Origin of the sequence: Streptococcus sp. KHUD_014, assembly GCF_051106275.1 — a bacterium.
Taxonomy (GTDB): Bacteria; Bacillota; Bacilli; order Lactobacillales; family Streptococcaceae; genus Streptococcus.
This window is the reverse complement of record NZ_CP193666.1, coordinates 1,436,813-1,462,584: the sequence shown is the minus strand read 5'-3', so window position 1 is coordinate 1,462,584 and position 25,772 is coordinate 1,436,813. Positions and strand designations below refer to the sequence as shown.

21 protein-coding genes and 1 tRNA gene are annotated in these 25,772 nt (G+C 36.9%); 21 read left to right on the top strand and 1 reads right to left on the bottom strand.

From position 1 onward, the window contains the following. The first annotated feature begins 99 nt into the window (after window positions 1-99). The 21 genes from codY to ACORHT_RS07005 all read left to right on the top strand — a co-directional run bounded on the left by codY (window position 100) and on the right by ACORHT_RS07005 (window position 23,854). Entirely contained in the window at window positions 100-888 is a 789-nt protein-coding gene (gene codY / locus ACORHT_RS07105; RefSeq protein ID WP_075229208.1) for a GTP-sensing pleiotropic transcriptional regulator CodY, read from the top strand. Further along, entirely contained in the window at window positions 888-1,463 is a 576-nt protein-coding gene (locus tag ACORHT_RS07100) for a cysteine hydrolase family protein (RefSeq protein WP_070459159.1), read from the top strand. The genes codY and ACORHT_RS07100 overlap by 1 nt, the downstream gene beginning before the upstream one ends. A gap of 81 nt (window positions 1,464-1,544) precedes the next feature. Then, window positions 1,545-1,630, top strand: a tRNA-Leu gene (locus ACORHT_RS07095). A gap of 282 nt (window positions 1,631-1,912) precedes the next feature. Further along, window positions 1,913-2,524, top strand: a complete 612-nt coding sequence (locus ACORHT_RS07090) for a CPBP family intramembrane glutamic endopeptidase (RefSeq protein WP_434349860.1) — start codon at window positions 1,913-1,915, stop codon at window positions 2,522-2,524. 125 nt (window positions 2,525-2,649) lie between these two features. Continuing rightward, window positions 2,650-3,927: an ABC transporter permease gene (locus tag ACORHT_RS07085; RefSeq protein ID WP_434349859.1), complete on the top strand. Its 1,278-nt coding sequence runs from the start codon at window positions 2,650-2,652 to the stop codon at window positions 3,925-3,927. A gap of 13 nt (window positions 3,928-3,940) precedes the next feature. Then, window positions 3,941-4,588, top strand: a complete 648-nt coding sequence (vex2, locus tag ACORHT_RS07080; protein WP_004252438.1) for an ABC transporter ATP-binding subunit Vex2 — start codon at window positions 3,941-3,943, stop codon at window positions 4,586-4,588. A gap of 47 nt (window positions 4,589-4,635) precedes the next feature. Beyond that, window positions 4,636-6,015, top strand: coding sequence for an ABC transporter permease subunit Vex3 (gene vex3 / locus ACORHT_RS07075; protein ID WP_434349858.1), 1,380 nt, complete (start codon window positions 4,636-4,638; stop codon window positions 6,013-6,015). Window positions 6,016-6,085: 70 nt separating this feature from the next. Next, window positions 6,086-6,742: a response regulator transcription factor VncR gene (vncR, locus tag ACORHT_RS07070; protein ID WP_434349857.1), complete on the top strand. Its 657-nt coding sequence runs from the start codon at window positions 6,086-6,088 to the stop codon at window positions 6,740-6,742. Continuing rightward, a complete protein-coding gene (gene vncS, locus ACORHT_RS07065) occupies window positions 6,739-8,061 on the top strand; it encodes a sensor histidine kinase VncS (RefSeq protein ID WP_434349856.1) in 1,323 nt (440 codons plus the stop codon). The genes vncR and vncS overlap by 4 nt, the downstream gene beginning before the upstream one ends. 144 nt (window positions 8,062-8,205) lie before the next feature. Next, window positions 8,206-9,087 carry a class II fructose-bisphosphate aldolase gene (locus ACORHT_RS07060; RefSeq protein ID WP_033688381.1) on the top strand — a complete coding sequence of 294 codons (882 nt, stop codon included), beginning with the start codon at window positions 8,206-8,208 and terminating at the stop codon, window positions 9,085-9,087. Between the two features lie 61 nt (window positions 9,088-9,148). Beyond that, window positions 9,149-9,541, top strand: a complete 393-nt coding sequence (locus tag ACORHT_RS07055) for an inorganic diphosphatase (RefSeq protein WP_434349855.1) — start codon at window positions 9,149-9,151, stop codon at window positions 9,539-9,541. Between the two features lie 415 nt (window positions 9,542-9,956). Beyond that, window positions 9,957-10,886 carry an alpha/beta fold hydrolase gene (locus tag ACORHT_RS07050; protein WP_434349854.1) on the top strand — a complete coding sequence of 310 codons (930 nt, stop codon included), beginning with the start codon at window positions 9,957-9,959 and terminating at the stop codon, window positions 10,884-10,886. A gap of 55 nt (window positions 10,887-10,941) precedes the next feature. Continuing rightward, window positions 10,942-11,496: a histidine phosphatase family protein gene (locus tag ACORHT_RS07045; RefSeq protein ID WP_434349853.1), complete on the top strand. Its 555-nt coding sequence runs from the start codon at window positions 10,942-10,944 to the stop codon at window positions 11,494-11,496. A 67-nt stretch (window positions 11,497-11,563) separates the two neighbouring features. Continuing rightward, complete coding sequence (locus tag ACORHT_RS07040) at window positions 11,564-11,911, top strand: hypothetical protein (RefSeq protein ID WP_434349852.1); 348 nt, start codon at window positions 11,564-11,566, stop codon at window positions 11,909-11,911. 37 nt (window positions 11,912-11,948) lie between these two features. Beyond that, window positions 11,949-12,347, top strand: a complete 399-nt coding sequence (locus ACORHT_RS07035; RefSeq protein ID WP_434349851.1) for a hypothetical protein — start codon at window positions 11,949-11,951, stop codon at window positions 12,345-12,347. Between the two features lie 53 nt (window positions 12,348-12,400). After that, window positions 12,401-12,808 (top strand): hypothetical protein, encoded by a 408-nt coding sequence (locus tag ACORHT_RS07030; protein ID WP_049503109.1) that lies wholly within the window; start codon window positions 12,401-12,403, stop codon window positions 12,806-12,808. 536 nt (window positions 12,809-13,344) lie between these two features. Then, window positions 13,345-14,337 carry an ABC transporter ATP-binding protein gene (locus tag ACORHT_RS07025; protein ID WP_033683338.1) on the top strand — a complete coding sequence of 331 codons (993 nt, stop codon included), beginning with the start codon at window positions 13,345-13,347 and terminating at the stop codon, window positions 14,335-14,337. A 1-nt stretch (window position 14,338) separates the two neighbouring features. After that, the gene (locus ACORHT_RS07020) at window positions 14,339-15,157 is read left to right on the top strand and encodes an ABC transporter permease (protein WP_434349850.1); all 819 of its coding nucleotides are present in this window, start codon (window positions 14,339-14,341) and stop codon (window positions 15,155-15,157) included. A 1-nt stretch (window position 15,158) separates the two neighbouring features. After that, window positions 15,159-15,944 carry an ABC transporter permease gene (locus tag ACORHT_RS07015; RefSeq protein WP_094753463.1) on the top strand — a complete coding sequence of 262 codons (786 nt, stop codon included), beginning with the start codon at window positions 15,159-15,161 and terminating at the stop codon, window positions 15,942-15,944. A 735-nt stretch (window positions 15,945-16,679) separates the two neighbouring features. Continuing rightward, window positions 16,680-23,102 (top strand): S8 family serine peptidase, encoded by a 6,423-nt coding sequence (locus ACORHT_RS07010; RefSeq protein ID WP_434349849.1) that lies wholly within the window; start codon window positions 16,680-16,682, stop codon window positions 23,100-23,102. Between the two features lie 437 nt (window positions 23,103-23,539). After that, on the top strand, window positions 23,540-23,854 hold the full coding sequence (locus ACORHT_RS07005; RefSeq protein WP_075229195.1) for a LiaF transmembrane domain-containing protein: 315 nt from the start codon (window positions 23,540-23,542) through the stop codon (window positions 23,852-23,854). A gap of 40 nt (window positions 23,855-23,894) precedes the next feature. On the opposite strand, the gene ACORHT_RS07000 is transcribed toward ACORHT_RS07005, so the two are convergent. Then, window positions 23,895-25,721, bottom strand: a complete 1,827-nt coding sequence (locus tag ACORHT_RS07000) for an N-acetylmuramoyl-L-alanine amidase (RefSeq protein ID WP_434349848.1) — start codon at window positions 25,719-25,721, stop codon at window positions 23,895-23,897. Window positions 25,722-25,772 lie beyond the last annotated feature (51 nt).

The window sequence follows — 25,772 nt, the reverse complement described above, 5'->3', positions numbered from 1 at the left end:
AATGTAAGAGAATTGCAATGCAATAAGCAATTTTCAGATAATTATTGAAATAAAGACAGTTTTGTGATATAATGGAAGCGATTATATGCGAGGTAAAAAATGGCACATTTATTAGAAAAAACGAGAAAAATCACATCTATCTTAAAGCGTTCGGAGGAGCAACTACAGGATGAACTTCCCTATAATGCCATTACACGTCAATTAGCCGATATCATCGACTGCAATGCTTGTATCGTCAATAGCAAGGGGCGTTTGTTGGGCTACTTTATGCGCTATAAAACAAACACCGATCGTGTAGAGCAGTTCTTCCAAACAAAGATTTTCCCTGAGGACTATATCCAAGGGGCAAATATGATCTACGATACGGAGGCCAACCTCCCTGTGGAACATGATTTGACTATTTTCCCAACTGAAAGTCGCTCAGACTTCCCAGATGGTTTAACAACTATTGCTCCAATCCACGTTTCTGGGATTCGATTGGGTTCTTTGATTATTTGGCGAAATGACAAGAAATTTGAAGATGAGGATTTGATTCTTGTTGAGATTGCTAGCACTGTGGTTGGTATTCAGCTTTTGAACTTCCAACGTGAAGAGGATGAGAAAAATATCCGCCGTCGCACAGCAGTGACTATGGCGGTCAATACACTTTCTTATTCTGAATTGCGTGCAGTCTCTGCGATTTTAGCAGAACTAAATGGCAAAGAAGGACAATTGACAGCTTCAGTTATCGCAGATCGCATCGGTATTACTCGTTCAGTGATTGTCAATGCTCTTCGGAAGCTCGAATCAGCAGGGATTATTGAAAGTCGTTCATTGGGTATGAAGGGAACTTATCTAAAAGTTTTAATCCCAGATATTTTTGAAGAAGTGAAAAAGAGGGACTATTAATGGCTAAGGCTTTAATTTCGATTGACTATACAGAAGATTTTGTAGCTGATCATGGAAAATTGACAGCAGGAGCTCCTGCTCAAGCAATATCAGAAGCAATCAATCAGGTAACTAGATTAGCATTTGACCGTGGAGATTATATTTTCTTTACCATTGATGCTCATGAGGAAAATGATGTCTTTCATCCAGAAAGTAAACTATTTCCCCCTCATAATCTGATTGGGACTAGCGGGCGTAATCTATATGGTAAGTTAGCTGAATTTTATCAGGAACAGGCCCAGGATAGTCGTGTTTTCTGGATGGACAAACGTCACTATTCAGCTTTTTCTGGCACAGATTTGGATATCCGTCTGAGAGAGCGTCGCGTGGATACAGTTATCTTAACAGGTGTTCTTACAGATATCTGTGTATTGCATACGGCTATCGATGCCTATAATCTTGGCTATCAGATAGAAGTTGTCAAGCCAGCAGTCGCATCCATTTGGCCTGAAAACCATCAGTTTGCTCTTGGACATTTTAAGAATACATTAGGAGCGAAACTCCTTGATGAAAATCTAGTTGAAATCAAAGAATAATGTATTCAAAAAAACTGAAAAAAATCTGAAAAAAGTGTTGACAAAGTTTGTGAAAGTTGATATACTAGTAAAGTAATCGAAGCGGGGATGGCGGAATTGGCAGACGCGCAGGACTAAGGATCCTGTGACCGCTTTAGGTCGTGAGGGTTCAAGTCCCTCTCTCCGCATAGGAAAAGAGTTAGCTTCGGCTAGCTTTTTATTTTTTGAAATAGGTATAGTGAAAAACATACAAGATAGTTTTTTGTATGTTTTTTGTTTTCTTTTAAAAAGTGTTACAATATAGATAGAAAAGAAGGAAAAGAAATCAGTATTAAAAAATATAGAGAGTAGTGTAGAAAAGTTTAATCTATCCTAGTTTATAACGGTTATTATCGGGAAAGCTTTCATAGTTAAAGACTTGTATTCCCTAATTTAAAATAGGTATTTCAAAAATGTAAAGGAGGATTACGATGGTTAATGAACTTCAACGAATCATAAGTGCCTTTATTCAAATTCTCTTTATTATTTTACTACCTTCTATCTGGTGGTTTCTGACTGTGAGGGGGAAAGTCCCATTTATAGAATGGATTGGTTTAAAATCTATTAAAAGGGTTAAAGATTCTGATCTGATCTCATGGATAATTGGTGGATTTCTCTTATTTACCATTTTTTATATGTTTGTCTTTCCTCTAACACGTAGTATAGAAACGGCTACTTCGGCTTTTTCTGGTATGGGCTATAAGGCTTTACCAAGTATTCTAATTTACAGTATTTTGCAAACATCTTTGCCAGAGGAACTGCTATTTAGAGGATTTCTACTGAAACGAATGGCAAATCACATGCCGTTTGTCTTTGCAAATACGATACAGGCTATCGCTTTTGCATTGCTTCATGGAGTATTATTTACTTCAGTAGTAAGTTTAGAAGTCACTTTTTTCATTATATTTTTTACTGGAGCAATAGCAGCTTATCTTGGTTTTGTTAATGAAAAGAAAGCAGGAGGATCCATTTTACCAAGTTGGCTCATACATGCACTAGCTAACATCCTGTCTGGTTTAGTTGCTGCATTTTCTCTGTTTTAATCTGGGGGATTTATAAATATAAAGTCAGTAGAAATACTGGCTTATTTTATTTCAAAAATTTTTCTTATTTCATAAACATTTCATATTTGGATATTATAATAGTCTTACAAATATGGAGGTGCTATATGAATCCCACTCAAAGAGCTTGGGCTTACGTCAGCAGAAAACGACTGAGAAGTCTCATATTATTCCTGATTCTATTTGTCTTATTGGCAGGAATATCGGCTTGTCTGACGCTTATGAAGTCCAACAAAACAGTAGAAAATAATCTCTATCGCTCATTAAATACGTCTTTTTCTATTAAAAGAATAGAAGCAGATCAGACCTTTCAACTGTCTCAACTAGACGAGCTTAAAAAGATAAAAGGTCTTGAGGAGATTTCCCCAGAACTTGAGACAATAGCTAAGTTAACTGACAAAGAAGTCGTTACTGGAGAACAAAGTATCCAAAGGGATGATTTGACAGAGGCTGAAAAAAATCTTATCAGTTTGATTGCATTAGAAGACTCTTCCAAGGATGTTTCTTTTACAAGTTCCGCCTTTACCCTTAAAGAAGGAAGACACCTAGAAAAAGGAGATAGTCAGAAAATCTTAGTCCATGAAGAATTGGCTAAGAAGAATAACCTAAAACTTGGGGATAAGATTAGCTTAAATCCTGGTCAAGTAGAAGGAAATAGTGGACAAAGGCTAGACTATGAAATCGTAGGTATTTTCTCAGGTAAGAAGCAAGAGAAATTCACTGGTCTTTCGTCAGATTTTAGTGAAAACACGGTCTATACGGACTACGAAAGTAGCCAAAGTCTTCTTGGAAATAAGGAAGCTCAAGTTACTGCCGCTCGTTTCTATCTAGAAAATCCAAAAGATATGGATAGGATCATTCAAGAGGTTGAAAAGTTATCCCTGGAAAACCAAGGTTATCAAGTTGAAAAGGAAAATAAGGCTTTTGAACAAATCAAGGATTCAGTTTCGACCTTCCAAACCTTCTTACAAATTTTCCTCTATGGTATTATGATTGCTGGTGTAGGAGCGCTGATCTTGGTCTTGTCACTTTGGTTACGAGAGCGAGTCTACGAGGTTGGTATTTTATTAGCACTAGGAAAAGGAAAAATAGCAATCTTTAGCCAATTCTGTCTGGAAGTCATCATAGTTTCATTGGCAGCTATTCTGCCTGCATTTGTGGCTGGGAATGCCATTACTTCCTATCTCTTAAAGACTGTACTTGCAAGTGGCGATCAAGCTGCTCTACAAGATACGCTAGCAAAAGCAACGAATCTTTCAACAAGTCTTTTATCATTTGGAGAATCTTATATCTTCCTACTTATCATCAGCTGCTTGTCAGTTGCACTTTGTTTCCTATTTTTATTTAGAAAATCACCGAAAGAAATTTTATCATCCATCAGTTAATAAAGGAGAAATCATGACTTTACTACAATTACAAGATCTTACTTATCGTTACAAGAACACTGCAGAAGCAGTATTATATAAAATCAATTACGATTTTGAACCTGGTAAGTTTTATAGTATTATCGGAGAATCAGGAGCTGGGAAGTCAACACTTTTATCTCTCTTAGCAGGACTTGATAGCCCAGTCGAAGGTGCTATCTTATTCGAAGGCAAGGATATTCGTGAACAAGGATATTCTTATCACCGAATGCACCATATTTCTTTGGTTTTCCAAAACTATAACTTGATTGATTATCTTTCTCCATTGGAAAATATCCGCTTGGTTAATAAAAAAGCCAGCAAGGATACCCTTCTTGAACTTGGTTTAGATGAAAGTCAAATCAAGAGGAATGTTCTCCAATTATCAGGAGGGCAGCAACAACGGGTTGCCATTGCTCGTAGTCTTGTATCGGAAGCACCAGTGATTTTAGCAGATGAACCAACAGGAAACTTGGATCCTAAGACTGCTGGGGATATCATCGATTTGCTCAAATCTCTTGCTGAGAAAACAGGCAAGTGTGTGATCGTTGTGACCCACAGTAAGGAAGTAGCACAGGCGTCAGATATTACACTTGAATTGAAGGATAAGAAACTGACTGAAACAAGAAAAAATAGTAACTAAAATTTTTAAACATATTAAAAACTGAAGTAAATCTAGAAAGGAATCTTATGTTACACAACGCATTTGCCTATGTCACAAGAAAATTTTTCAAGTCGCTTGTGATCTTTCTTATCATTCTCTTGATGGCTAGTTTGAGTTTGGTCGGCTTGTCTATCAAGGGTGCGACAGCCAAGGCTTCTCAAGAAACCTTTAAAAATATCACCAATAGTTTCTCTATGCAAATCAATCGCAGGGTCAATCAAGGGACTCCACGTGGTGCTGGGAATATCAAGGGTGAAGATATCAAAAAAATTACCGAGAATAAGGCCATTGAATCCTACATTAAACGAATCAATGCTATCGGTGATTTGACAGGCTATGAATTGATTGAAACGCCTGAAACCAAGAAAAATCTAACTGCAGATCGAGCACAACGTTTTGGAAGTAGCTTGATGATAACAGGTGTCAATGACTCTTCTAAAGAAGACAAGTTTGTGTCAGGCTCTTACAAACTGGTAGAAGGTGAGCATTTAACAAACGATGACAAATACCAGATTCTCATGCACAAAGACTTGGCTGCTAAACATGGCTGGAAAGTTGGCGACAAGGTCAAACTGAACTCCAATATCTACGATGCAGATAATGAAAAAGGAGCCAAGGAAACAGTAGAAGTAACGATCAAAGGACTTTTTGATGGACACAACAAATCTGCTGTAACCTACTCACAAGAACTTTATGAGAATACAGCTATCACAGATATTCACACAGCAGCCCAACTCTATGGTTATACAGAAGATACAGCTATTTATGGAGATGCTACCTTCTTTGTAGCTGGAGATAAGAACCTAGATACTGTTATGCAAGAACTAGGGTCGATCAACGGTATCAACTGGAAGATGTATAGCTTGATTAAGAGTTCATCTAACTATCCTGCCCTTGAGCAATCTATCTCAGGTATGTACAAGATGGCTAATCTTCTATTCTGGGGTAGCTTGAGTTTCTCTGTTCTTCTACTGGCTCTCTTACTAACACTTTGGATTAACGCCCGTCGTAAAGAGGTTGGAATTCTCCTTTCAATTGGTCTAAAACAAGCAAGTATTCTAGGACAATTTATCACAGAAGCAGTTATGATTGCAATTCCAGCACTAATTTCAGCTTACTTCTTAGCAAACTATACTGCTCGTGCCATTGGAAATACAGTTCTTGCAAATGTCACATCAGATGTGTCTAAGCAGGCTAGTAAGGCAGCCCAAGCCTCTAATCTTGGTGGTGGTGCAGAAGTCGACGGCTTTAGCAAGACACTTTCAAGTCTGGATATTTCCATTCAACCTTCTGACTTTGCCATCATCTTTGTACTTGGCTTAGTTCTAGTGGTACTAGTTATGGCACTTGCTTCAAGCAATCTCCTCTTTAAACAACCAAAAGAACTCTTGTTGGATAGTGAATAAAAAACCTGCTACCTATTCTCACTCAAATGAGATATAATATAGGTAGCATTTTTGATAGAAAAGGATTTATATGAAAATTCTAATTGTAGAAGATGAGGACATGATCCGTGAGGGGCTTAGTGACTATTTGACGGATTGTGGCTATGAAACCATTCAGGCAGCAGATGGTCTTGAGGCCTTAGAACAATTTTCCAATCACCAAGTTGCCTTGGTTCTCTTAGATATTCAAATGCCGAAACTCAATGGTTTAGAGGTTTTGTCAGAAATCCGTAAGTCTAGTCAAGTTCCAGTCCTCATGTTGACAGCCTTTCAGGACGAAGAATATAAGATGAGTGCCTTTGCTGCATTGGCGGATGGTTATTTGGAAAAGCCTTTTTCCCTATCTTTGTTAAAAGTACGAGTGGACGCCATCTTTAAACGTTATTATGATACTGGTCGTATTTTTACCTATAGGGACACCGAGGTAGACTTTGACAGCTATAGCGCCAAAGTGGCTGGTCAAGAAGTTGCAGTGAATGCAAAAGAACTGGAAATTTTAGACTATCTGGTTAAAAATGAAGGTCGAGCCTTAACACGGTCGCAGATTATCGATGCTGTATGGAAGATGACAGATGAGGTTCCTTTTGACAGAGTGATTGATGTCTATATCAAGGAACTACGGAAAAAATTGGATTTAGACTGTATTCTTACCGTGCGCAATGTTGGTTATAAATTGGAGAGAAAATGAGACGTTCAGGTTTATTTAAAAAAATTTTTATCTATACCTTCTCGGTATTTTCTACCTTGGTCATTTGTTTGCATTTGGCCATCTATTTTCTCTTTCCTCCGACCTATCTCAGTCACCGTCAGGAGAGCATAGGGCAAAAGGCTACAGAAATCGCCCAGTCTCTCCAAGGCAAAGATAGTCAAGCTATTCAGGAAGTCCTTGAACTTTATTCTAAAAGCAGTGATATTAAGGGAGCTGTTAAGGGAGAGATGACTCAGGATAAGTTGGAAGTCAATGATAATCTTCCTATTGATAAACAACGACAGACGGCTTCCTTGGTCATCGAGGAAAGAGAAGTCCAATCTAAGGATGGTCAGACCTTGACCATACAGTTTATTGCTTCTATGGATTTGCAGAAAGAAGCAGAAGATATCAGCCTGCAATTTCTACCTTATACTCTGTTGGCTTCCTTTCTGATTTCGCTCCTAATAGCTTATATCTATGCGAGAAGCATTGTAGCTCCAATATTGGAAATCAAGCGAGTAACTCGGCGAATGATGGATTTGGATGCAGAAGTTCGCTTGCGCGTGGATTCTAAGGATGAAATTGGCGATCTCAAAGAACAAATCAATAGCCTTTATCAGCATCTCTTGACGGTGATTGCAGATTTGCATGAGAAGAACGAGGCCATCCTCCAGCTGGAAAAGATGAAGGTGGAGTTTTTACGAGGAGCTTCCCACGAACTGAAAACACCTCTAGCTAGTCTAAAGATTCTTCTGGAGAATATGAAAGCCAATATTGGACGCTATAAAGATCGTGACCATTACCTTGGAGTTTCTCTAAGAATTGTGGATGATTTGACTCACCATGTCCAGCAAATCCTATCTCTTTCTTCAGTGCAAGAATTGCGAGACAAAAAGGAAAAAATCAACCTTCTTGAAATGACAGATTTTCTCTTAAAGGATTATAATTTATTAGCCAAAGAGAGAAAAATTACTGTAGAAAATCAACTCACTGACCAACAAACTTATCTAAATCCTTCGGTACTAAAGCTGATTCTTTCCAATCTTGTCAGTAATGCTGTGAAACACTCTGTTCAAGGAGGCTATCTAAAAATTGGAGCAAAAGATGGTTGGGTCTTTATTGAGAACGCCTGTACACCTGAGGAGCAAGATAAGTTTGAACAATCCTTTACGGTTTCTAGTCGACAAAGTAAGGGAGCTGGCTTGGGACTCTTCGTCGTCAAAAGTTTATTGGAAAACGAAGAAATTGACTATTGCTTTGAAAGACATGATGATCACTTGGTATTTTATATGAACCTGCCTGAGAACAAGGATTAGACCAAATGGGAAAAGGTTTACATATCTGAAAATAGAAGAAATTCAATCGAAACCACGGGAAAAACTAGCTTTTTTTGCTAAAAAGTGATAAAATGAACAATGTAAATGGGATGTCCCATAAAAATATACAGGAGGCCTGATAAAATGGCAATCGTTTCAGCAGAAAAATTTGTCCAAGCAGCTCGTGACAACGGTTATGCAGTTGGTGGATTTAACACAAACAACCTTGAGTGGACTCAAGCAATCTTGCGCGCAGCAGAAGCTAAAAAAGCTCCAGTTTTGATCCAAACTTCAATGGGTGCTGCTAAATACATGGGTGGTTACAAAGTTGCTCGCAACTTGATCGCTAACCTTGTTGAATCAATGGGTATCACTGTACCAGTAGCTATCCACCTTGACCACGGTCACTACGAAGATGCACTTGAGTGTATCGAAGTTGGTTACACTTCAATCATGTTTGACGGTTCACACCTTCCAGTTGAAGAAAACCTTAAATTGGCTAAAGACGTAGTTGAAAAAGCACACGCTAAAGGTATCTCAGTAGAAGCTGAAGTTGGTACTATCGGTGGTGAAGAAGACGGAATCATCGGTAAAGGTGAATTGGCTCCAATCGAAGATGCTAAAGCAATGGTTGCAACTGGTATTGACTTCTTAGCAGCTGGTATTGGTAACATCCACGGTCCTTACCCTGCAAACTGGGAAGGTCTTGACCTTGACCACTTGCAAAAATTGACAGAAGCTCTTCCAGGCTTCCCAATCGTATTGCACGGTGGATCAGGTATTCCTGATGAGCAAATCCAAGCAGCTATCAAACTTGGTGTTGCTAAAGTTAACGTTAACACTGAATGCCAAATCGCATTCGCTAACGCAACTCGTAAATTTGCTCGTGACTACGAAGCAAACGAAGCAGAATACGACAAGAAGAAACTCTTCGACCCACGTAAATTCTTGGCTGACGGTGTAAAAGCTATCCAAGCATCAGTTGAAGAACGTATCGACGTATTCGGTTCAGAAGGTAAAGCTTAATTAGGCTATAGATAGAAAATCTCGCTACGGCGGGATTTTTCTTGTATAATGAATCTAGGAAATGTCATACGGAGGCAATGAAAAGATGAAATTCAAAGAGAGAATATTTAGTGGTGTCATTGATCGGCCGGTGGGGTTTGAAGATTCTTTTGGGAATGTCTATCCGATTAACTATGGCTACATACCTGAACTGATGGGGGGAGATGGCGAAGAGCAAGATGTTTATATTGTTTCCCATGATCGGCAACAACCTCTGGAAGTCTTTACTGGAAAGTTGGTTGCTATCATTCGACGTCGTGATGATATAGAAGACAAGTGGGTTTTAGCTCCCTTGGATGAGAAGGTTAATAAAAATTTGATTGCAGAGCAGACCTATTTTATGGAGCAGTATTTTGATTCTTGGATTGAAATGGTGGAGGAGAATAATGATTCAAGTAAGGGAGGTTATAAATAAGGATGAAAAACCTTTCTTACGGCAAAAATTCTAACTGATTTGCAAAGTTGTTTGGAATTCATGAAACCTCCGGAGCATATATTGATGACTCTTTAATTGCAATTTTAGCTACACTAGGTTCATTTGGAAAGCTTGTTGACATTCGATTGCTAGCGATTATAGGTTTTTCGATGTTTAGGTGTGAGAAGATTACAATACTTGTCAGTAAAGGACATGTGAAGAACGTAAGTTTAGAAGAAATGATTAAGAGATTTAATCAGCTATGCTCAAGAAGGTAAAGCATAATCTAGCTTAACCATATTCATAAAAAACCTGCCCATTGGGTGGGTTTTTTGTGTTTGAAACTATAGAGAATATGTTGGGGAAGAATCTATCTAAAGTTGCTAAAAGAGTCTAATTTTTGTACAATAATGCTATGAAAAAACTAAAAAAATGGAGTCTTGGCTTTCTTAGTTTCATTCTTTTGTTTTTAGGGGCAACATTCATCTTTCATCGTATCAGTTTGGAAAAGGAACAAGCCTCACTAACACCTGTGGGACAGCAAGTTCTTGTCAATGGGCATCAAATGAATGTTTACGTTCAAGGTGAAGGATCTGAGACGATAGTATTTCTTTCAGGTGCAGGTATTGCTTCACCTATATTAGACTTTAAGAATGTGTCGGATTCCTTATCAAAAAAATATAAGGTAGTCATCGTGGAGCGGGCTGGCTATGGTTGTAGCGAGGATAGTAATCAATCCAGAGATGTGATGGAAGTTTTGTCTGAGACACGTCAAGCTCTATCACAAGCAAATATAACAGGACCTTTTATCATTCTGTCTCATTCCATGGCTAGTCTTGAAAGTCTGGCTTGGCAGGAAAAGTATCCTGATGAAGTGAAATCCTTGGTTGGTCTGGATTGGGCATTACCAGCAAGTTATGAGGATTTAAAGGATAATCAGGCCTTGCTTACTGTGGCTTATTGGAGCAGTAAGATTGGCTTATTACGCTATTTCCCTGAGTCCTTATATATAAAAAATCCAACTCTGACTGAAGCTGAACGACAACAATATAAATTACTAGCATATAAGCAGTTGATATCACAAGCCATGCTTCATGAATCCCGTTTGGCAAAGGAAAATGCCAAGAAAGTTTCCTCTAGCATCAATCCGAAAATTCCCACCTTATTACTGGTTTCTAACGGTGAAGGCACGACCTTTAGCCAATCAGAATGGCAGCATTATGCAGAGACATTTGCTAGTGGCCAGTCTAATGTTCAAGTCATATATATGGATGCGCCTCACGAACTTTATCACTATCAAAATAATGAACTTGTTTCTCGAATTGAAGATTTTTTAACAGAGTAACTGTGATTTAGAAAGTTATTTTGAACTGATGCCAATAATTGAGAGGTGACATTTTATGAAGAACACTTACATTGTACTCCGTCATGCTCATTCAAGATTCTCGAGTGATGATTTGAATAGAACTTTATCGGAAAAAGGATTTTCTTCTCTTGAACAGCTGGAGTTTTTAAATGCTTGTAAAATAGATTACTTTATTTCAAGTCCTTATAAGCGAGCTTTTGAGACAGTAAATAGTTCTCCCGTTCAATTTGATAAGATAGTACTTGATAATCGTTTACGTGAAAGAAAATTATCCTCAAGATTTATTGAAGATTCTAAGTTTGAAGAAACGATTCATTATTTATGGCAAAATCCAGATAAATCACTTATTGGAGGTGAGTCTAACCGAGAAGCATTAAAGAGAATCTTAGATTTATTTGAGGACTTGGAAAAAAGATATTCAGATAAAACGATTTTGTTAAGTTCTCATGGGAATTTACTAGGAATCTTAATCAATCATTTTGATTCAAGTTTTGATTATAAAAAATGGGAACAGATGACTTTTCCAGACTGTTTTCTAGTTGACAAAGATGAGAGTGTGAAAAGAATTATGCCAGATACTTTTAGATAATCATTTAGCTCAATCTATGTGATTTTTATTTTCTGTTATTGTAAATAGAATAGAAGGGACAATAGCCATGATACTCGATCAGTCCTTGCAAGCCTACCTACATGAAGTAGATGATGTTCTTGTAGCTTGGGAAGAAAAACCAAGTGGAAATTATGAGGTTGAAGCTCAGTTGCTTGCAGCTAATTACCATAAAAATAGATCTCGTATTCTTGCATTTATACTGCCTCATTTACAAGAATTTTACGGGTATTTCACAGATGAAGAAGCTACTGAAAAATTGGGTAAACCCATCATCGAGCCAGAAAGACAAACCGTTACTTTCTGCGATCAAACTTTTGATGATATTCATATCTTTTCTTTTGACTATCAGGGGCAGGCATTTGAGAGTCTGGAGAATTTTGCCATTGATGGTTAAGGTTTGTTTTCAGTTTTAAAAAGAAGGAGAGAGACTGATGAGTACTGCTGATTTTGTCTTTATTGAGAGTAAAGACCCCATATTCCTAGATTTACAAGCCTTTTGTACTGCTTTGAGAGAAAAATTCCCAGGTATTTTGATCAGAGAAAGGACGAATCCTGAAAAAGCTTACTCGCTTTCTTGGGATTATCAAAGTCCTCAGCTTACTTTGGAAAGTTCACTGAGTAGCAAGAAAAATGTTTTTGTGATTGATTACTTTGATTCAACGAACAGGTTACAAGATTATTCCTCCTATATCATCTGGCTTCGGAAATGGTTTCCACCCGAAGAGAAAGTTTCCTTTTGTGATGAAGGTTATGAGTATGTGTTTGAACTTCCTAGTGATTTATCCCAGAAAGAGTTAGAAAACTACTTACGAACAAGGTTTGATGAGTGAAGAAGAAGTTCGAAAACGAATAATGATATGGAAAAGTTGAAAAGGAGAATCAGATGCTTACTAAAGATGATATGTTAGTTGCTTTGCATGATGCAATTACTGAAGACCAAGAATTTGAGTTGGCAGACGAGATTGTAGATGCCATGGAGGCTTACCCTCAACCCTTTGATTTGGTTGACCCCGTCTTAGACTTTATTTCCAAGCATCCAGAAGTAGATTTTGGAGCTCCAGGTGAGTTGGTTCACTTTGTGGAGAGATTTTATCATCAAGGCTATGAGGAATTATTGATGGAGTCAGTTCTAAAAAGTCCAACTGTGCATAACATCTGGATGCTTCATCGATGCTATAATGACACTGATCCAAATCTAGTCCGGAAGATTCAGACTTTAGTTGGAGAACTGAAGAAGGATAAGACTCTTGATTCACAAGTAAGAAGCATGATTGAAGACTTAACTTGGTAGAGGAGAGGCTGGGACAAAAGTCCTAGCCTCTCAATTGTCTTTGGATTTTCGAGCAAGACGCAGTGGTTGAGTGGGCTCTACTACGCTGATTTCATCAGCTTTTATAGCCCTACTCAACTGTGCGGAGGTGGGACGACGAAATCGAATTCTAACGAATTACCGATTTCTGTCCCACTCTCTTTTATCTTTTCTTAGAGATTCAAATTTTTGATATAAATTAACACTTGTTTTCCTTAGACATTTGCACTACAATAGGGTGTTATTAGGGCTTTCTTTCCTTATGTTGAAAAAGAAGTCAGTTTTTTTTGGTATTTTAAGGGAACTATCAAACCAGAATTTTGGATTAAAACTATTATTTTAAGAGAAAAATCTCCAATTTCATAAATTTTAGGCAAACGCTTGCATTCTATTTTTTATTGGACTATAATAGGTTGGTATAAAGCCTTCTGTAATAATAGAAGGTGTAGAAAGTAAGGATTTAGAATGTTTGTAGTCAAAAACACAATGTTGCTATTCCTTACGATAGGGAGATAGATATGGCAATGATAGAAGTGGAGCATCTTCAGAAAAATTTTGTTAAGACTGTTAAGGAACCGGGATTGAAGGGGGCATTACGCTCCTTTATTCATCCTGAAAAGCAAACCTTTGAAGCGGTCAAGGATTTGACTTTTGAGGTACCAAAGGGGCAGATTTTAGGCTTTATCGGAGCAAATGGTGCTGGGAAGTCGACAACCATCAAAATGCTGACAGGAATTTTAAAACCGACATCTGGTTTCTGTCGGATTAATGGCAAGATTCCCCAGGACAATCGCCAAGATTATGTCAAGGATATTGGGGTGGTTTTTGGACAACGTACCCAGCTATGGTGGGATTTGGCGCTTCAAGAAACCTACACGGTTTTGAAAGAGATTTACGATGTGCCAGATTCGCTCTTCCATAAGCGCATGGACTTTTTGAATGAAGTCTTGGATTTGAAAGACTTTATCAAGGATCCCGTGCGAACTCTTTCACTGGGACAACGGATGCGAGCGGACATTGCAGCTTCCTTGCTTCACAATCCCAAGGTTCTCTTTTTAGATGAGCCGACCATTGGTTTGGACGTTTCGGTCAAGGATAATATTCGTCGGGCTATTACCCAAATCAATCAGGAGGAAGAAACTACCATTCTCCTGACCACTCATGACCTGAGCGACATTGAGCAACTTTGTGATCGGATTTTTATGATTGATAAGGGCCAAGAGATTTTTGATGGAACGGTGAGCCAACTCAAGGAGACCTTTGGTAAGATGAAGACGCTCTCCTTTGAACTGCTACCAGGTCAAAGTCATCTCGTTTCTCACTATGAAGGCTTTTCGGATATGAGCATTGATAGACAAGGGAATAGCCTCAACATTGAATTTGATAGTTCTCGCTACCAGTCAGCTGACATTATCAAGCAAACCCTGTCTGATTTTGAAATCCGCGATTTGAAGATGGTGGATACGGATATCGAGGATATTATCCGTCGCTTCTACCGAAAGGAGCTCTAAGATGGTCAAATTGTGGAGACGTTATAAACCCTTTATCAATGCAGGTGTTCAGGAATTGATCACCTATCGAGTCAACTTTATTCTTTATAGGATCGGAGATGTTATGGGTGCTTTTGTGGCCTTTTATCTCTGGAAGGCTGTCTTTGATTCTTCGCAAGAGTTTTTGATTCAGGGCTTTAGTATGGCAGATATCACCCTCTACATCATCATGAGTTTTGTGACCAATCTGTTGACCAGATCTGATAGCTCCTTTATGATCGGGGAGGAGGTCAAGGATGGCTCCATTATCATGCGTTTGTTGCGACCAGTGCATTTTGCGGCTTCTTACCTCTTTATGGAGCTTGGGTCAAAGTGGTTAATTTTTATCAGCGTTGGATTTCCATTTTTAAGTGTCATTGTTTTGATGAAAATCGTATCTGGGCAAGGGATGGTAGAAGTGCTGGGATTAACTGTCCTTTATCTTTTTAGCTTAACTCTGGCTTATCTGATTAACTTTTTCTTTAATATCTGCTTTGGATTTTCAGCCTTTGTATTTAAAAATTTATGGGGTTCCAATCTACTCAAGACTTCCATAGTGGCCTTTATGTCTGGAAGTTTGATTCCCTTGGCTTTCTTTCCAAAGATTGTTGCAGATATTCTGTCCTTCTTGCCTTTTTCATCCTTGATTTATACCCCAGTCATGATCATTGTTGGGAAATACGATGCCAGTCAGATTGTCCAGGCGCTTTTACTCCAGTTTTTCTGGCTTTTAGTGATGGTGGGCTTGTCTCAGTTGATTTGGAAACGAGTCCAGTCCTTTATCACCATTCAAGGAGGTTAGTATGAAAAAATATCAACGCATGCATCTGATTTTTATTAGACAATACATCAAACAAATTATGGAATACAAGGTGGATTTTGTGGTTGGTGTGCTGGGAGTTTTTTTGACTCAAGGCTTGAATCTCTTGTTTCTCAATGTCATCTTTCAACACATCCCATCCCTAGAAGGCTGGACTTTTCAAGAAATTGCCTTTATCTATGGTTTTTCATTGATTCCCAAGGGCTTGGACCATCTCTTTTTTGACAATCTCTGGGCACTGGGGCAACGCTTGGTGAGAAAAGGGGAGTTTGACAAGTATTTGACTCGTCCTATCAATCCTCTCTTTCACATCTTAGTTGAGACATTTCAAATTGATGCTTTGGGGGAACTTTTGGTTGGTGGTATTTTACTAGCAACAACAGTGACTAGCATTGCTTGGTCTCTTCCTAAAATTCTACTTTTCCTAGTTTGTATTCCTTTTGCGACCTTGATTTATACTTCTTTGAAAATCGCGACAGCCAGTATCGCTTTTTGGACCAAGCAGTCAGGCGCTATGATTTACATTTTCTATATGTTTAATGACTTTGCCAAGTACCCGATTTCCATTTACAATTCGCTCCTTCGATGGTTGATTAGCTTTATCGTGCCATTTGCCTTTACGGCCTACTATCCTGCTAGCTATTTCTTGCAGGACAAGGATGTAATCTTTAACATCGGAGGTTTGATGTTGATTTCTCTGGTTTTCTTTGTCATTTCCCTTAAACTTTGGGATAGGGGGTTAGATGCCTACGAAAGTGCGGGTTCTTAAGTTGAATACTATCAAAGCCTTGTCTCAAGACAGGCTTTTTTAACAGAGATGAAAATTTCTTGACACCTATTCTTAGAGTGCTATACTGTAAGTGTAATCGCCGATTTAGCTTATACTCTTCGAAAATCTCTTCAAACCACGTCAGCTTCACCTTTCCGTATATATGTTACTGACTTCGTCAGTTCTATCTACAACCTAAAAGCAGTGCTTTTAGCAACCTGCGGCTAGCTTCCTAGTTTGCTTTTTGCTTTTCATTGAGTATTAGTTGCTAGAGCAAGGCACTCGTAAAGCCTAGGTCACAGGTGAACAAATGACTGAGGATTTGAAAAAAATTTTTTGATATGTAGAAAATAACCGTTAAGCCTAGTTCTTATCGGTTATTTACTTTGTTTAATAGTATTATTGCATCAATTATGTCTGTCTTTGTGGTTCTAGTAGTGGTTCAACTTGATTGCTACTATTTTTGATGGTGTGAATGTGCTGATAATGTATCTCAGTTAAGTACGAAATTTTTATATCATTTTTAACAGACGTTAAAAATAAAATTAATAGACCTTAATTTTTCTTGACTTAAATTTTTTTAATTGATATACTATTTTTCAGAGAGCTAACAATTATATATAAATGTACTACTCTATTTCCTAGATAATACTTAGTAAAACTTTTTATAACAAAGGCTAGCAAAGTTAAAGTTTTCTATCTATTGGAAGTTAAATAAATATGTAAGGAATTAAAATGAAAAAAAGTACAGTATTGTCACTAACCACAGCTGCAGTTATTTTAGCAGCATATGTCCCTAATGAGGTAGTTTTAGCAGACACATCTAGCTCTGAAGATGCTGTAACTATCTCTGATAAAGAAAAAGTAGTAGATAAACAAAAAGAAAACAAAGAAAAACTTGAAGATGTTCATAATGCTATAGAAACTTCAAAGGATACTGAAGAGAAGAAAACAACAGTTATTGAGGAAAAAGAAGTTGTTAGTAAAGAATCTGTGATAGACAATAAAACTAACAATGAAAAAACAACAATCAAAAAAGAAGATTCCAATCAATCCAAAGAAGATAGAGCGGACTCGTCTGCAAGTAAAGACCCAGAAAGTCCCCAAAAAGAGAATAAACTTGTCTATATTGCTGAATTTAAAGATAAAGAATCTGGAGAAAAAGCAATCAAGCAACTATCAAATCTTAAGGATACAAAAGTTTTATATACTTATGATACGGTTTTTAATGGTGTTGCAATAGAAACAACTCCAGATAATCTGGACAAAATTAAACTAATAGAAGGTATCTCATCGGTTGAACGATCACAAAAAGTACAGCCAATGATGAATCATGCTAGAAAGGAAATTGGAGTTGAAGAGGCAATTGATTACCTAAAATCTATCAATGCACCATTTGGGAAAAACTTTGATGGTAGAGGTATGGTCATTTCAAATATCGATACCGGGACAGATTATAGGCATAAGGCCATGAGGATTGATGATGATGCTAAAGGCTCAATGAGATTCAAAAAAGAAGACTTAAAAGGTACTGATAAAAATTTCTGGTTGAGTGATAAAATCCCTCATGCGTTCAATTATTATAATGGTGGTAAAATCACTGTAGAAAAAGCTGATGATGGAAGCGATTATTTTGATCCACATGGAATGCATATTGCAGGGATTCTTGCGGGGAATGATACTGAAAAAGATATTAAAAACTTTAACGGAATAGATGGAATTGCTCCTAATGCACAGATTTTCTCTTATAAAATGTACTCTGACGCAGGATCTGGCTTCGCAGGAGATGAAACAATGTTTCATGCTATTGAAGATTCGATCAAACACAATGTCGATGTTGTTTCGGTATCATCTGGCTTTACAGGAACAGGTCTTGTAGGTGAGAAATATTGGGAAGCTATTAGAGCGTTAAGAAAAGCAGGCATTCCAATGGTTGTAGCTACGGGTAACTATGCGACTTCTGCTTCAAGTTCTTCATGGGATTTAGTGGCAAATAATAATCTGAAAATGACCGACACTGGAAATGTAACGCGAACTGCAGCACATGAAGATGCGATAGCGGTCGCTTCTGCTAAAAATCAGACAGTTGAGTTTGATAAAGTTAACATAGGTGGAGAAAATTTTAAATACAGAAATATAGGGGCATTTTTCGATAAGAATAAAATCACAACAAATGAAGACGGTTCAAAAGCTCCTAGTAAATTGAAATTTGTATATATAGGCAAAGGTCAAGACCAAGATTTGATAGGATTGGATCTTAAGGGCAAAATTGCAGTAATGGATCGAATTTATACCAAGGATTTAAAAGATGCTTTTAAAAGAGCAACGGATAAGGGCGCACGCGCCATTATGGTTGTAAATACTGTCAATTACTACAATAGAGATAATTGGACAGAGCTTCCAGCCATGGGATATGAAGCGGATGAAGGGACTAAAAGTCAAGTATTTTCAATTTCAGGAGATGATGGTGTAAAGCTATGGAACATGATTAATCCTGATAAAAAAACTGAGGTTAAAAGAAATAGTAAGGAAGATTTCAAAGATAAATTGGAGCAATACTATCCAATTGATATGGCCAGCTATAATTCTAATAAACCGAATGTAGGTGACGAAAAAGAAATTGACTTTAAGTTTGCACCTGACACAGACAAAGAATTGTATAAAGAAGATGTCATAGTTCCAGCAGGATCCACATCTTGGGGACCGAGAACAGATTTGCTTTTAAAACCTGATGTCTCAGCACCAGGTAAAAATATTAAATCCACTCTCAATGTCATTAATGGGAAATCAACTTATGGTTATATGTCAGGGACTAGTATGGCAACTCCAATCGTGGCAGCTTCTACTGTTTTGATTAGACCAAAGTTAAAGGAAATGCTTGAAAGACCTGTATTGAAAAATCTTGAGGGAGATGACAAAATAGATCTTACAAGTCTTACAAAAATTGCCCTACAAAATACTTCACGACCTATGATGGATGCGACTTCTTGGAAAGAAAAAAGTCAATACTTTGCATCACCTAGACAACAGGGAGCAGGGCTAATTAATGTTGCCAATGCTTTGAGAAATGAAGTCGTAGCGACTTTCAAAAACACAGATTCTAAAGGTTTAGTAAACTCTTATGGTTCTATTTCTCTTAAAGAAATAAAAGGAGATAAAAAATATTTTACAATTAAGCTTCACAATACATCAAACAGACCTTTGACCTTTAAAGTTTCAGCATCAGCAGTAACTACAGATGCTCTAACTGACAGACTAAAACTGGATGAAACATACAAAGATGAAAAATCTCCAGATGGGAAGCAAATTGTTCCAGAAATTCACCCAGAAAAAGTCAAAGGAGCAAATATTACATTTGAGCATGACACTATTACCATAGGAGCAAATTCTAGCTTTGATTTAAATGCGGTTATAAATGTTGGGGAGGCTAAAAACAAAAATAAATTTGTAGAATCATTTATTCATTTTGAGTCAGTGGAAGAAATGGAAGCTCTGAACTCCAACGGGAAGAAAACAAATTTCCAACCTTCTTTATCGATGCCTCTAATGGGATTTGCTGGGGATTGGAATAAGGAACCAATCCTTGATAAATGGGCTTGGGAAGAAGGTTCAAAATCAAAAACAATGGAAGGTTATGATGATGATGGTAAACCAAAAATTCCAGGAACCTTAAATAAGGGAATTGGTGGAGAACATGGTATAGATAAATTTAATCCAGCAGGAGTTATACAAAATAGAAAAGATAAAAATACAACATCTCTAGATCAAAATCCAGAATTATTTGCTTTCAATAACGAAGGGATCAACGCACCATCATCAAGTGGTTCTAATATTGCTAAAATTTATCCCTTAGATTCAAATGGAAATCCTCAAGATGCTCAACTTGAGAGAGGATTAACACCTTCTCCACTTGTATTACGAAGTGCAGAAGAAGGAATGATTTCAATAGTAAATACAAATAAAGAGGGAGAAAATCAAATTGACTTAAAAGTCATTTCGAGAGAACACTTTGTTAAAGGAATTTTAAACTCTAAAAGAAATGATGCAAAGGGAATCAAATCTTCTAAGCTAAAAGTTTGGGGCGACTTGAAATGGGATGGACTCATCTATAATCCTAGAGGGAAAGAAGAAAATGCACCAGAAAGCAAGGATACCAAAGATCCAGCTACTAGGATAAGAGGTCAATTTGAACCGATTGCGGAAGGTCAATATTTCTATAAATTTAAATATAGATTAACTAAAGATTACCCATGGCAGGTTTCCTATATTCCTGTAAAAATTGATAACACAGCCCCTAAGATTGTTTCGGTTGATTTTTCAAATCCTGAAAAAATTAAGCTGATTACAAAGGATACTTATCACAAGGTAAAAGATCAATACAAGAATGAAACTCTATTTGCGAGAGATCAGAAAGAACATCCTGAAAAATTTGACGAGATTGCAAACGAAGTTTGGTATGCAGGCGCCGCTCTGGTTAATGAAGACGGAGAGGTTGAGAAAAATCTTGAAGTAACTTACGCAGGTGAGGGTCAAGGAAGAAATAGGAAACTTGACAAAGACGGAAATACCATTTATGAAATTAATGGTGCAGGAGATTTAAGAGGAAAAATCATTGAAGTCATTGCATTAGATGGCTCTAGCAATTTCACAAAGATTCATAGAATTAAATTTGCTGATCATGCTGATGAAAAGGGGATGATTTCCTATTATCTAGTAGATCCTGATCAAGATTCATCTAAATATCAAAAGCTTGGCGAGATTGCCGAATCTAAATTTAAAAATTTAGAAAATAGAAAAGAGGATAGTCTTAAAAAAGATACAACTGAGGAAGAAAATCATCAAGACAATGAAGAGTCTATCGAAGAAAAATCTAGCTTGACTATTCATAAAACTATTTCAACAATTAGAGAGTTTGAAAGTAAAGACTTGAAGAAACTCATTAAAAAGAAATTTAGAGAAGTTGATGACTTTACAAGTGAAACTGGTAAGAGGACAGAAGAATACGATTATAAATACGATGATAAGGGAAATATCATTGCTTATGACGATGGTAGCGCCTTAGAATATGAAACTGAAAAACTTGACGAAATCAAATCAAAAATTTATGGTGTTCTAAGCCCGTCTAAAGATGGACACTTTGAAATTCTTGGAAAGATAAGTAATGTTTCTAAAAATGCCAAGGTATATTATGGTAATAAATATAAATCGATAGAAATCAAAACGACCAAGTATGATTCCCACTCAAAAACGATGACATTTGATTTATACGCTAATATTAATGATATTGTGGATGGATTAGCTTTTTCAGGAGATATGAGATTCTTTGTTAAAGATGATAATCAGACAAAAGCTGAAACTAAAATTAGAATGCCTGAAAAAAATAAGGAAACTAAAGCAGAATATCCCTATGCATCAAGTTATGGGAATGTAATAGAATTAGGAGAAGGAGATCTTTCAAAAAACAAACCAAACAATTTAACGGACATGGAATCTGGTAAAATCTATTCTGATTCAGAAAAACAACAATATCTATTAAAGGATAGTATCATTCTGAAAAAAGGCTATGCACTAAAAGTGACTACCTATAATCCTGGAAAAACGGATATGTTAGAAGGAAATGGAGTTTATAGCCAGGAAGATATAGCAAAAATCCAAAAGGCCAATCCTAATCTAAGAGTCTTATCAGAAAAAATAATTTATGCTGATAGTAGAAATGTTGAAGATGGAAGAAGTACTCAATCAGTATTAATGTCGGCTTTGGACGGCTTTAACATTGTAAGGTATCAAGTGTTTACATTTAAAATGAACGATAAAGGGGAGGCAATCGATAAAGATGGAAATCTTGTGACAGATTCTTCTAAACTGGTATTATTTGGTAAGGATGGTAAAGAGTACACAGGAGAGGATAAGTCCAATGTAGAAGCTATAAAAGAAGATGGCTCTACGTTATTTATTGATGCAAAACCAGTAAACCTTTCAATGGACAAGAACTACTTTAATCCATCTAAATCTAATAAAATTTATGTACGAAATCCAGAATTTTATTTAAGAGGTAAGATTTCTGATAAGGGTGGTTTTAACTGGGAATTGAGAGTTAATGAATCGGTTGTAGATAATTATTTAATCTATGGAGATTTACACATTGATAACACTAGAGATTTTAACATTAAGCTTAATGTTAAAGACGGTGACATCATGGACTGGGGAATGAAAGACTATAAAGCAAACGGATTTCCAGATAAGGTAACAGATATGGATGGAAATGTTTATCTTCAAACTGGCTATAGCGATTTGAATGCGAAAGCGGTTGGAGTACACTATCAATTTTTATATGATAACGTTAAACCAGAAGTAAACATTGATCCAAAAGGAAATACTAGTATCGAATATGCTAACGGAAAATCTGTAGTCTTTAATATCAATGATAAAAGAAATAATGGATTCGATGGTGAGATTCAAGAAAAACATATTTATGTAAATGGAAAAGAATATAAATCATTTGATGATATTAAACAAATAGCAGATAAGACACTAAATATTAAGATTCTTGTAAAAGATTTTGCAAGAAATACGACCGTAAAAGAATTCATTTTAAACAAAGATACGGGAGAGGTAAGCGAACTAAAACCTCATACGGTAACTGTGACCATTCAAAATGGAAAAGAAATGAGTTCAACGATAGTGGCGGAAGAAGATTTCATTTTACCTGTCTATAAGGGTGAATTAGAAGAAGGATATCAATTTGATGGCTGGGAAATTGCTGGTTTCGAAGGTAAAAAAGACGTTGGCTATGTTCTTAATCTATCAAAAGATACCCTTATAAAACCTGTATTCAAGAAAATAGAGGAGAAAAAGGAGGAGGAAAATAAACCTACTTTTGATGTATCCAAAAAGAAAGAAAAAACACAATCTGATTCAACTAATGATGTAAGCAGTATTGTTCCTGATAAAAACTTTGAAAATAAGAAGGAAGTTTATCTTAATGAACAAGAGAGCATAGCTAATAAACATACCGATATCGATAGTAAATCAACTACTAACAATTCTGATAGGTTGCCAAAAACTGGAACAGTTAGAGCAGTTCTTACACCATTCATTGCTGGAATATTGTTTATAGTAGGATCACTCCTTGGATTGAAGAAAAAAGATCAAGATTAGGACAAAAGCTATAGATGAAAAATTGGTTTATGTACTGAGATTAGCTAGTGTGATAATGAAACAGTTTTGTGAAAATAGCCATTTTTAACTCAATTAGTTAGTTTGCTTTGATATTGATACCCTTTTTGGATTTATGAATGGACTTAGTTTAGGTAAGTAATGAATTGATTGAAAGGGTTAGTCTTGACAATATTGGTCATATTGATTAGAAAATAGAGTCTATCAAAATTTAAAGGTTAATAGAGGTGATGAGACAATTTCAAGGAATTAAGTAACGTTTGGTTGCTTAATTCCTTTTTCTTTTATAAAATTCTAACCACTTAGTCAAGGAAGGTGACCACATAGGCAAAAACTATTGTTGACTATTTTTATTTTTGCTATAGTAGTTGGTGTAAAGGGAAAGAAATCCCAAGTAAAACGGAAAATGAGGTCGCATCATGAAAAAAGTATTAGGTATCAGTTTTTTAGTAGTTGCAGTAGCAGTCTTGTATTCTGGTTTTGTAGGATGGCCAAGTTTGGATGTCAATATCTGGCCCCTCTTTCCAGTAGGTTTATTTTTATTTTTCACTCTTGAAAATCTAGTGAAAAAAGATTATAAGTCTAGTCTGATGTGTTTGATTATTGCCTTTATCATTGCAAATTCAATTTTTGATCTACTTCCTATTTCGAATGGCTTGGTTATTGGTTCAGGAGTACTTGCCTGTATTGGCTTAAGCTTTCTGTTTCCAGATCAAAAACATGATCTAGGGTAAGAAAAAGAGGCTGGGACAAAAGTCCTAGCCTCTTTTTGGCTTATTGACCAGCGTAATATTTTTGGATACCTTTAACAATACCTGCTACCAATTTATCTTGATAGGCTTCATTACGGATTCGTTGGTTTTCATCAAAATTATCCATATAACCTAATTCGAGTAAGACTGCTGGTTTATCAGTTTCACGTAGGACTGCAAAGCTTCTCTGTAGAAGCCCAGCATTTTTAGCACCTGTCTCAGCTAGAAGAGAGGAATGGATATTTGCTGCAAGTCGATTGCTTTCGCTGATTCGATCAGGATGGTTATGCCAGTAGGGATTTATCTTAGCACGATAGTCGCTGTCTTCTTCGTAAGAGTAAGTTTGAATACCAGATCTCCCTGAAGCAGGATTCCCGCTTGCATTGAAGTGAATACTGATGAACATGTCTGAGTCCGTTTTGTTAACCATTTTTGAACGTTCAGTGACAAAGTCGACATAGACATCACTATCTCTCGAAGAAAGAACGGTATAACCAAGACCCTGGAGTTCCTTACGTAGTTTTTGATAAATTTGCATGGTTAGGTCTTTTTCCTGAGTGTTATAATAAACAGCACCAGGATCTTTTCCACCATGTCCTGGATCTAAGAAAACAGTTTTTGTGTACTTCCCTTTTTTAAATCCACGACTTTCTGGAATTTCAGCAGTCCATTTTCCGTTGCTCTGGAAAATATGAGTTTTGCCGTTAATTTTACGGGTTCCCGTAACATAGATTCCATTTTCATCGACATAGTAGCGAGCATTATAGTAGCTGTCCTCAATCCATTCGCTCTTAGCCATATAACCACCAGACTTGAGGTAGTAAGAGCCAATCCATTCACGGCTAGCATAATTTCCACCAGATTTTAAGTAGAACCAACTATTATAGCTTTTATCAAAAATCCATTCTCTTTCAGCCATAGCTCCACTATCCTTGAGATAGTAGCTACCTAACCATTGCTTGCTTGCCATAGTGGCATCTTTGTTAAAATAGTACCAAGAACTTCCAACTTTTTCCCATTTATCATGTGAAGGACGACCAGATGCTTGGGCAAAGTACCATTTTTCATCTAACTTGACCCATGATCTTTCAGCCATAGCACCGCTGCTTGAAAAGAGATAACCATTGAAGAGCCGGCTGCTCAGCATAGTCCCGTCTTTGTCGAAGTAGTACCAAGAACCACCAATCTTTTCCCATTTTTCCTGAGAAATCTTTCCTGAGGCATTGGCATAGAACCATTTTTCATCTAATTTGGCCCAACCTTGGCTAACCATAGCTCCGCTCTTAGAAAAGAGATAGCCGTCCCAAATGGTGTTATTAAGCATAACACCGTCTTTGTCAAAGTAGTACCATACACCACCGATTTTCTCCCATTTCTGCTGGGAAATCTTACCAGATGAATTTGTATAATACCATTTGTCCTCTAGTTTGCTCCAACCACCACTAGCCATGACACCATCTTTATCAAAGACATAGCCGTCAAAAGTAGTATTACTCAGACGATTGCCGTTTTGGTCAAAGAAGTACCATTTGCCTTGGATTTGTTTCCAATTGACCACAGGCTTATTATTTTCATAGAAGCGCCATTGGTTTTCTTCTTCTGACCATCCGTCTTTTTTGATTTCTGGGGCAGGTGATTCCTCTTTTGGAGCTGAACTTGGACTAACTTCAGTAGCACTTGTATCCTCTTTTTTAGGAAGCCTACTATCTTCGACTTTGTCTTTATTTCCTTGGTTAGCAGTGGTTTCTGCAGTGGCAGGCTGGACTTTGTTTTCTTCAGCGTAGCTTGGACTTGTTGTAAATCCTAAAATTGAAAGCGTGATGGCACTAGCCATGAGTGTTTTTTTCACTTGATTATTCTCCTATTTTTAAAATTTCATTAAAAAAGCACCTCAAAGGTT

Coding starts and splice junctions, on each gene's coding strand:
- codY (WP_075229208.1), top strand. CDS start 100: ATGGCACATTTATTAGAAAAAACGAGAAAAATCACATCTATCTTAAAG.
- ACORHT_RS07100 (WP_070459159.1), top strand. CDS start 888: ATGGCTAAGGCTTTAATTTCGATTGACTATACAGAAGATTTTGTAGCT.
- ACORHT_RS07090 (WP_434349860.1), top strand. CDS start 1,913: ATGGTTAATGAACTTCAACGAATCATAAGTGCCTTTATTCAAATTCTC.
- ACORHT_RS07085 (WP_434349859.1), top strand. CDS start 2,650: ATGAATCCCACTCAAAGAGCTTGGGCTTACGTCAGCAGAAAACGACTG.
- vex2 (WP_004252438.1), top strand. CDS start 3,941: ATGACTTTACTACAATTACAAGATCTTACTTATCGTTACAAGAACACT.
- vex3 (WP_434349858.1), top strand. CDS start 4,636: ATGTTACACAACGCATTTGCCTATGTCACAAGAAAATTTTTCAAGTCG.
- vncR (WP_434349857.1), top strand. CDS start 6,086: ATGAAAATTCTAATTGTAGAAGATGAGGACATGATCCGTGAGGGGCTT.
- vncS (WP_434349856.1), top strand. CDS start 6,739: ATGAGACGTTCAGGTTTATTTAAAAAAATTTTTATCTATACCTTCTCG.
- ACORHT_RS07060 (WP_033688381.1), top strand. CDS start 8,206: ATGGCAATCGTTTCAGCAGAAAAATTTGTCCAAGCAGCTCGTGACAAC.
- ACORHT_RS07055 (WP_434349855.1), top strand. CDS start 9,149: ATGTCATACGGAGGCAATGAAAAGATGAAATTCAAAGAGAGAATATTT.
- ACORHT_RS07050 (WP_434349854.1), top strand. CDS start 9,957: ATGAAAAAACTAAAAAAATGGAGTCTTGGCTTTCTTAGTTTCATTCTT.
- ACORHT_RS07045 (WP_434349853.1), top strand. CDS start 10,942: ATGAAGAACACTTACATTGTACTCCGTCATGCTCATTCAAGATTCTCG.
- ACORHT_RS07040 (WP_434349852.1), top strand. CDS start 11,564: ATGATACTCGATCAGTCCTTGCAAGCCTACCTACATGAAGTAGATGAT.
- ACORHT_RS07035 (WP_434349851.1), top strand. CDS start 11,949: ATGAGTACTGCTGATTTTGTCTTTATTGAGAGTAAAGACCCCATATTC.
- ACORHT_RS07030 (WP_049503109.1), top strand. CDS start 12,401: ATGCTTACTAAAGATGATATGTTAGTTGCTTTGCATGATGCAATTACT.
- ACORHT_RS07025 (WP_033683338.1), top strand. CDS start 13,345: ATGGCAATGATAGAAGTGGAGCATCTTCAGAAAAATTTTGTTAAGACT.
- ACORHT_RS07020 (WP_434349850.1), top strand. CDS start 14,339: ATGGTCAAATTGTGGAGACGTTATAAACCCTTTATCAATGCAGGTGTT.
- ACORHT_RS07015 (WP_094753463.1), top strand. CDS start 15,159: ATGAAAAAATATCAACGCATGCATCTGATTTTTATTAGACAATACATC.
- ACORHT_RS07010 (WP_434349849.1), top strand. CDS start 16,680: ATGAAAAAAAGTACAGTATTGTCACTAACCACAGCTGCAGTTATTTTA.
- ACORHT_RS07005 (WP_075229195.1), top strand. CDS start 23,540: ATGAAAAAAGTATTAGGTATCAGTTTTTTAGTAGTTGCAGTAGCAGTC.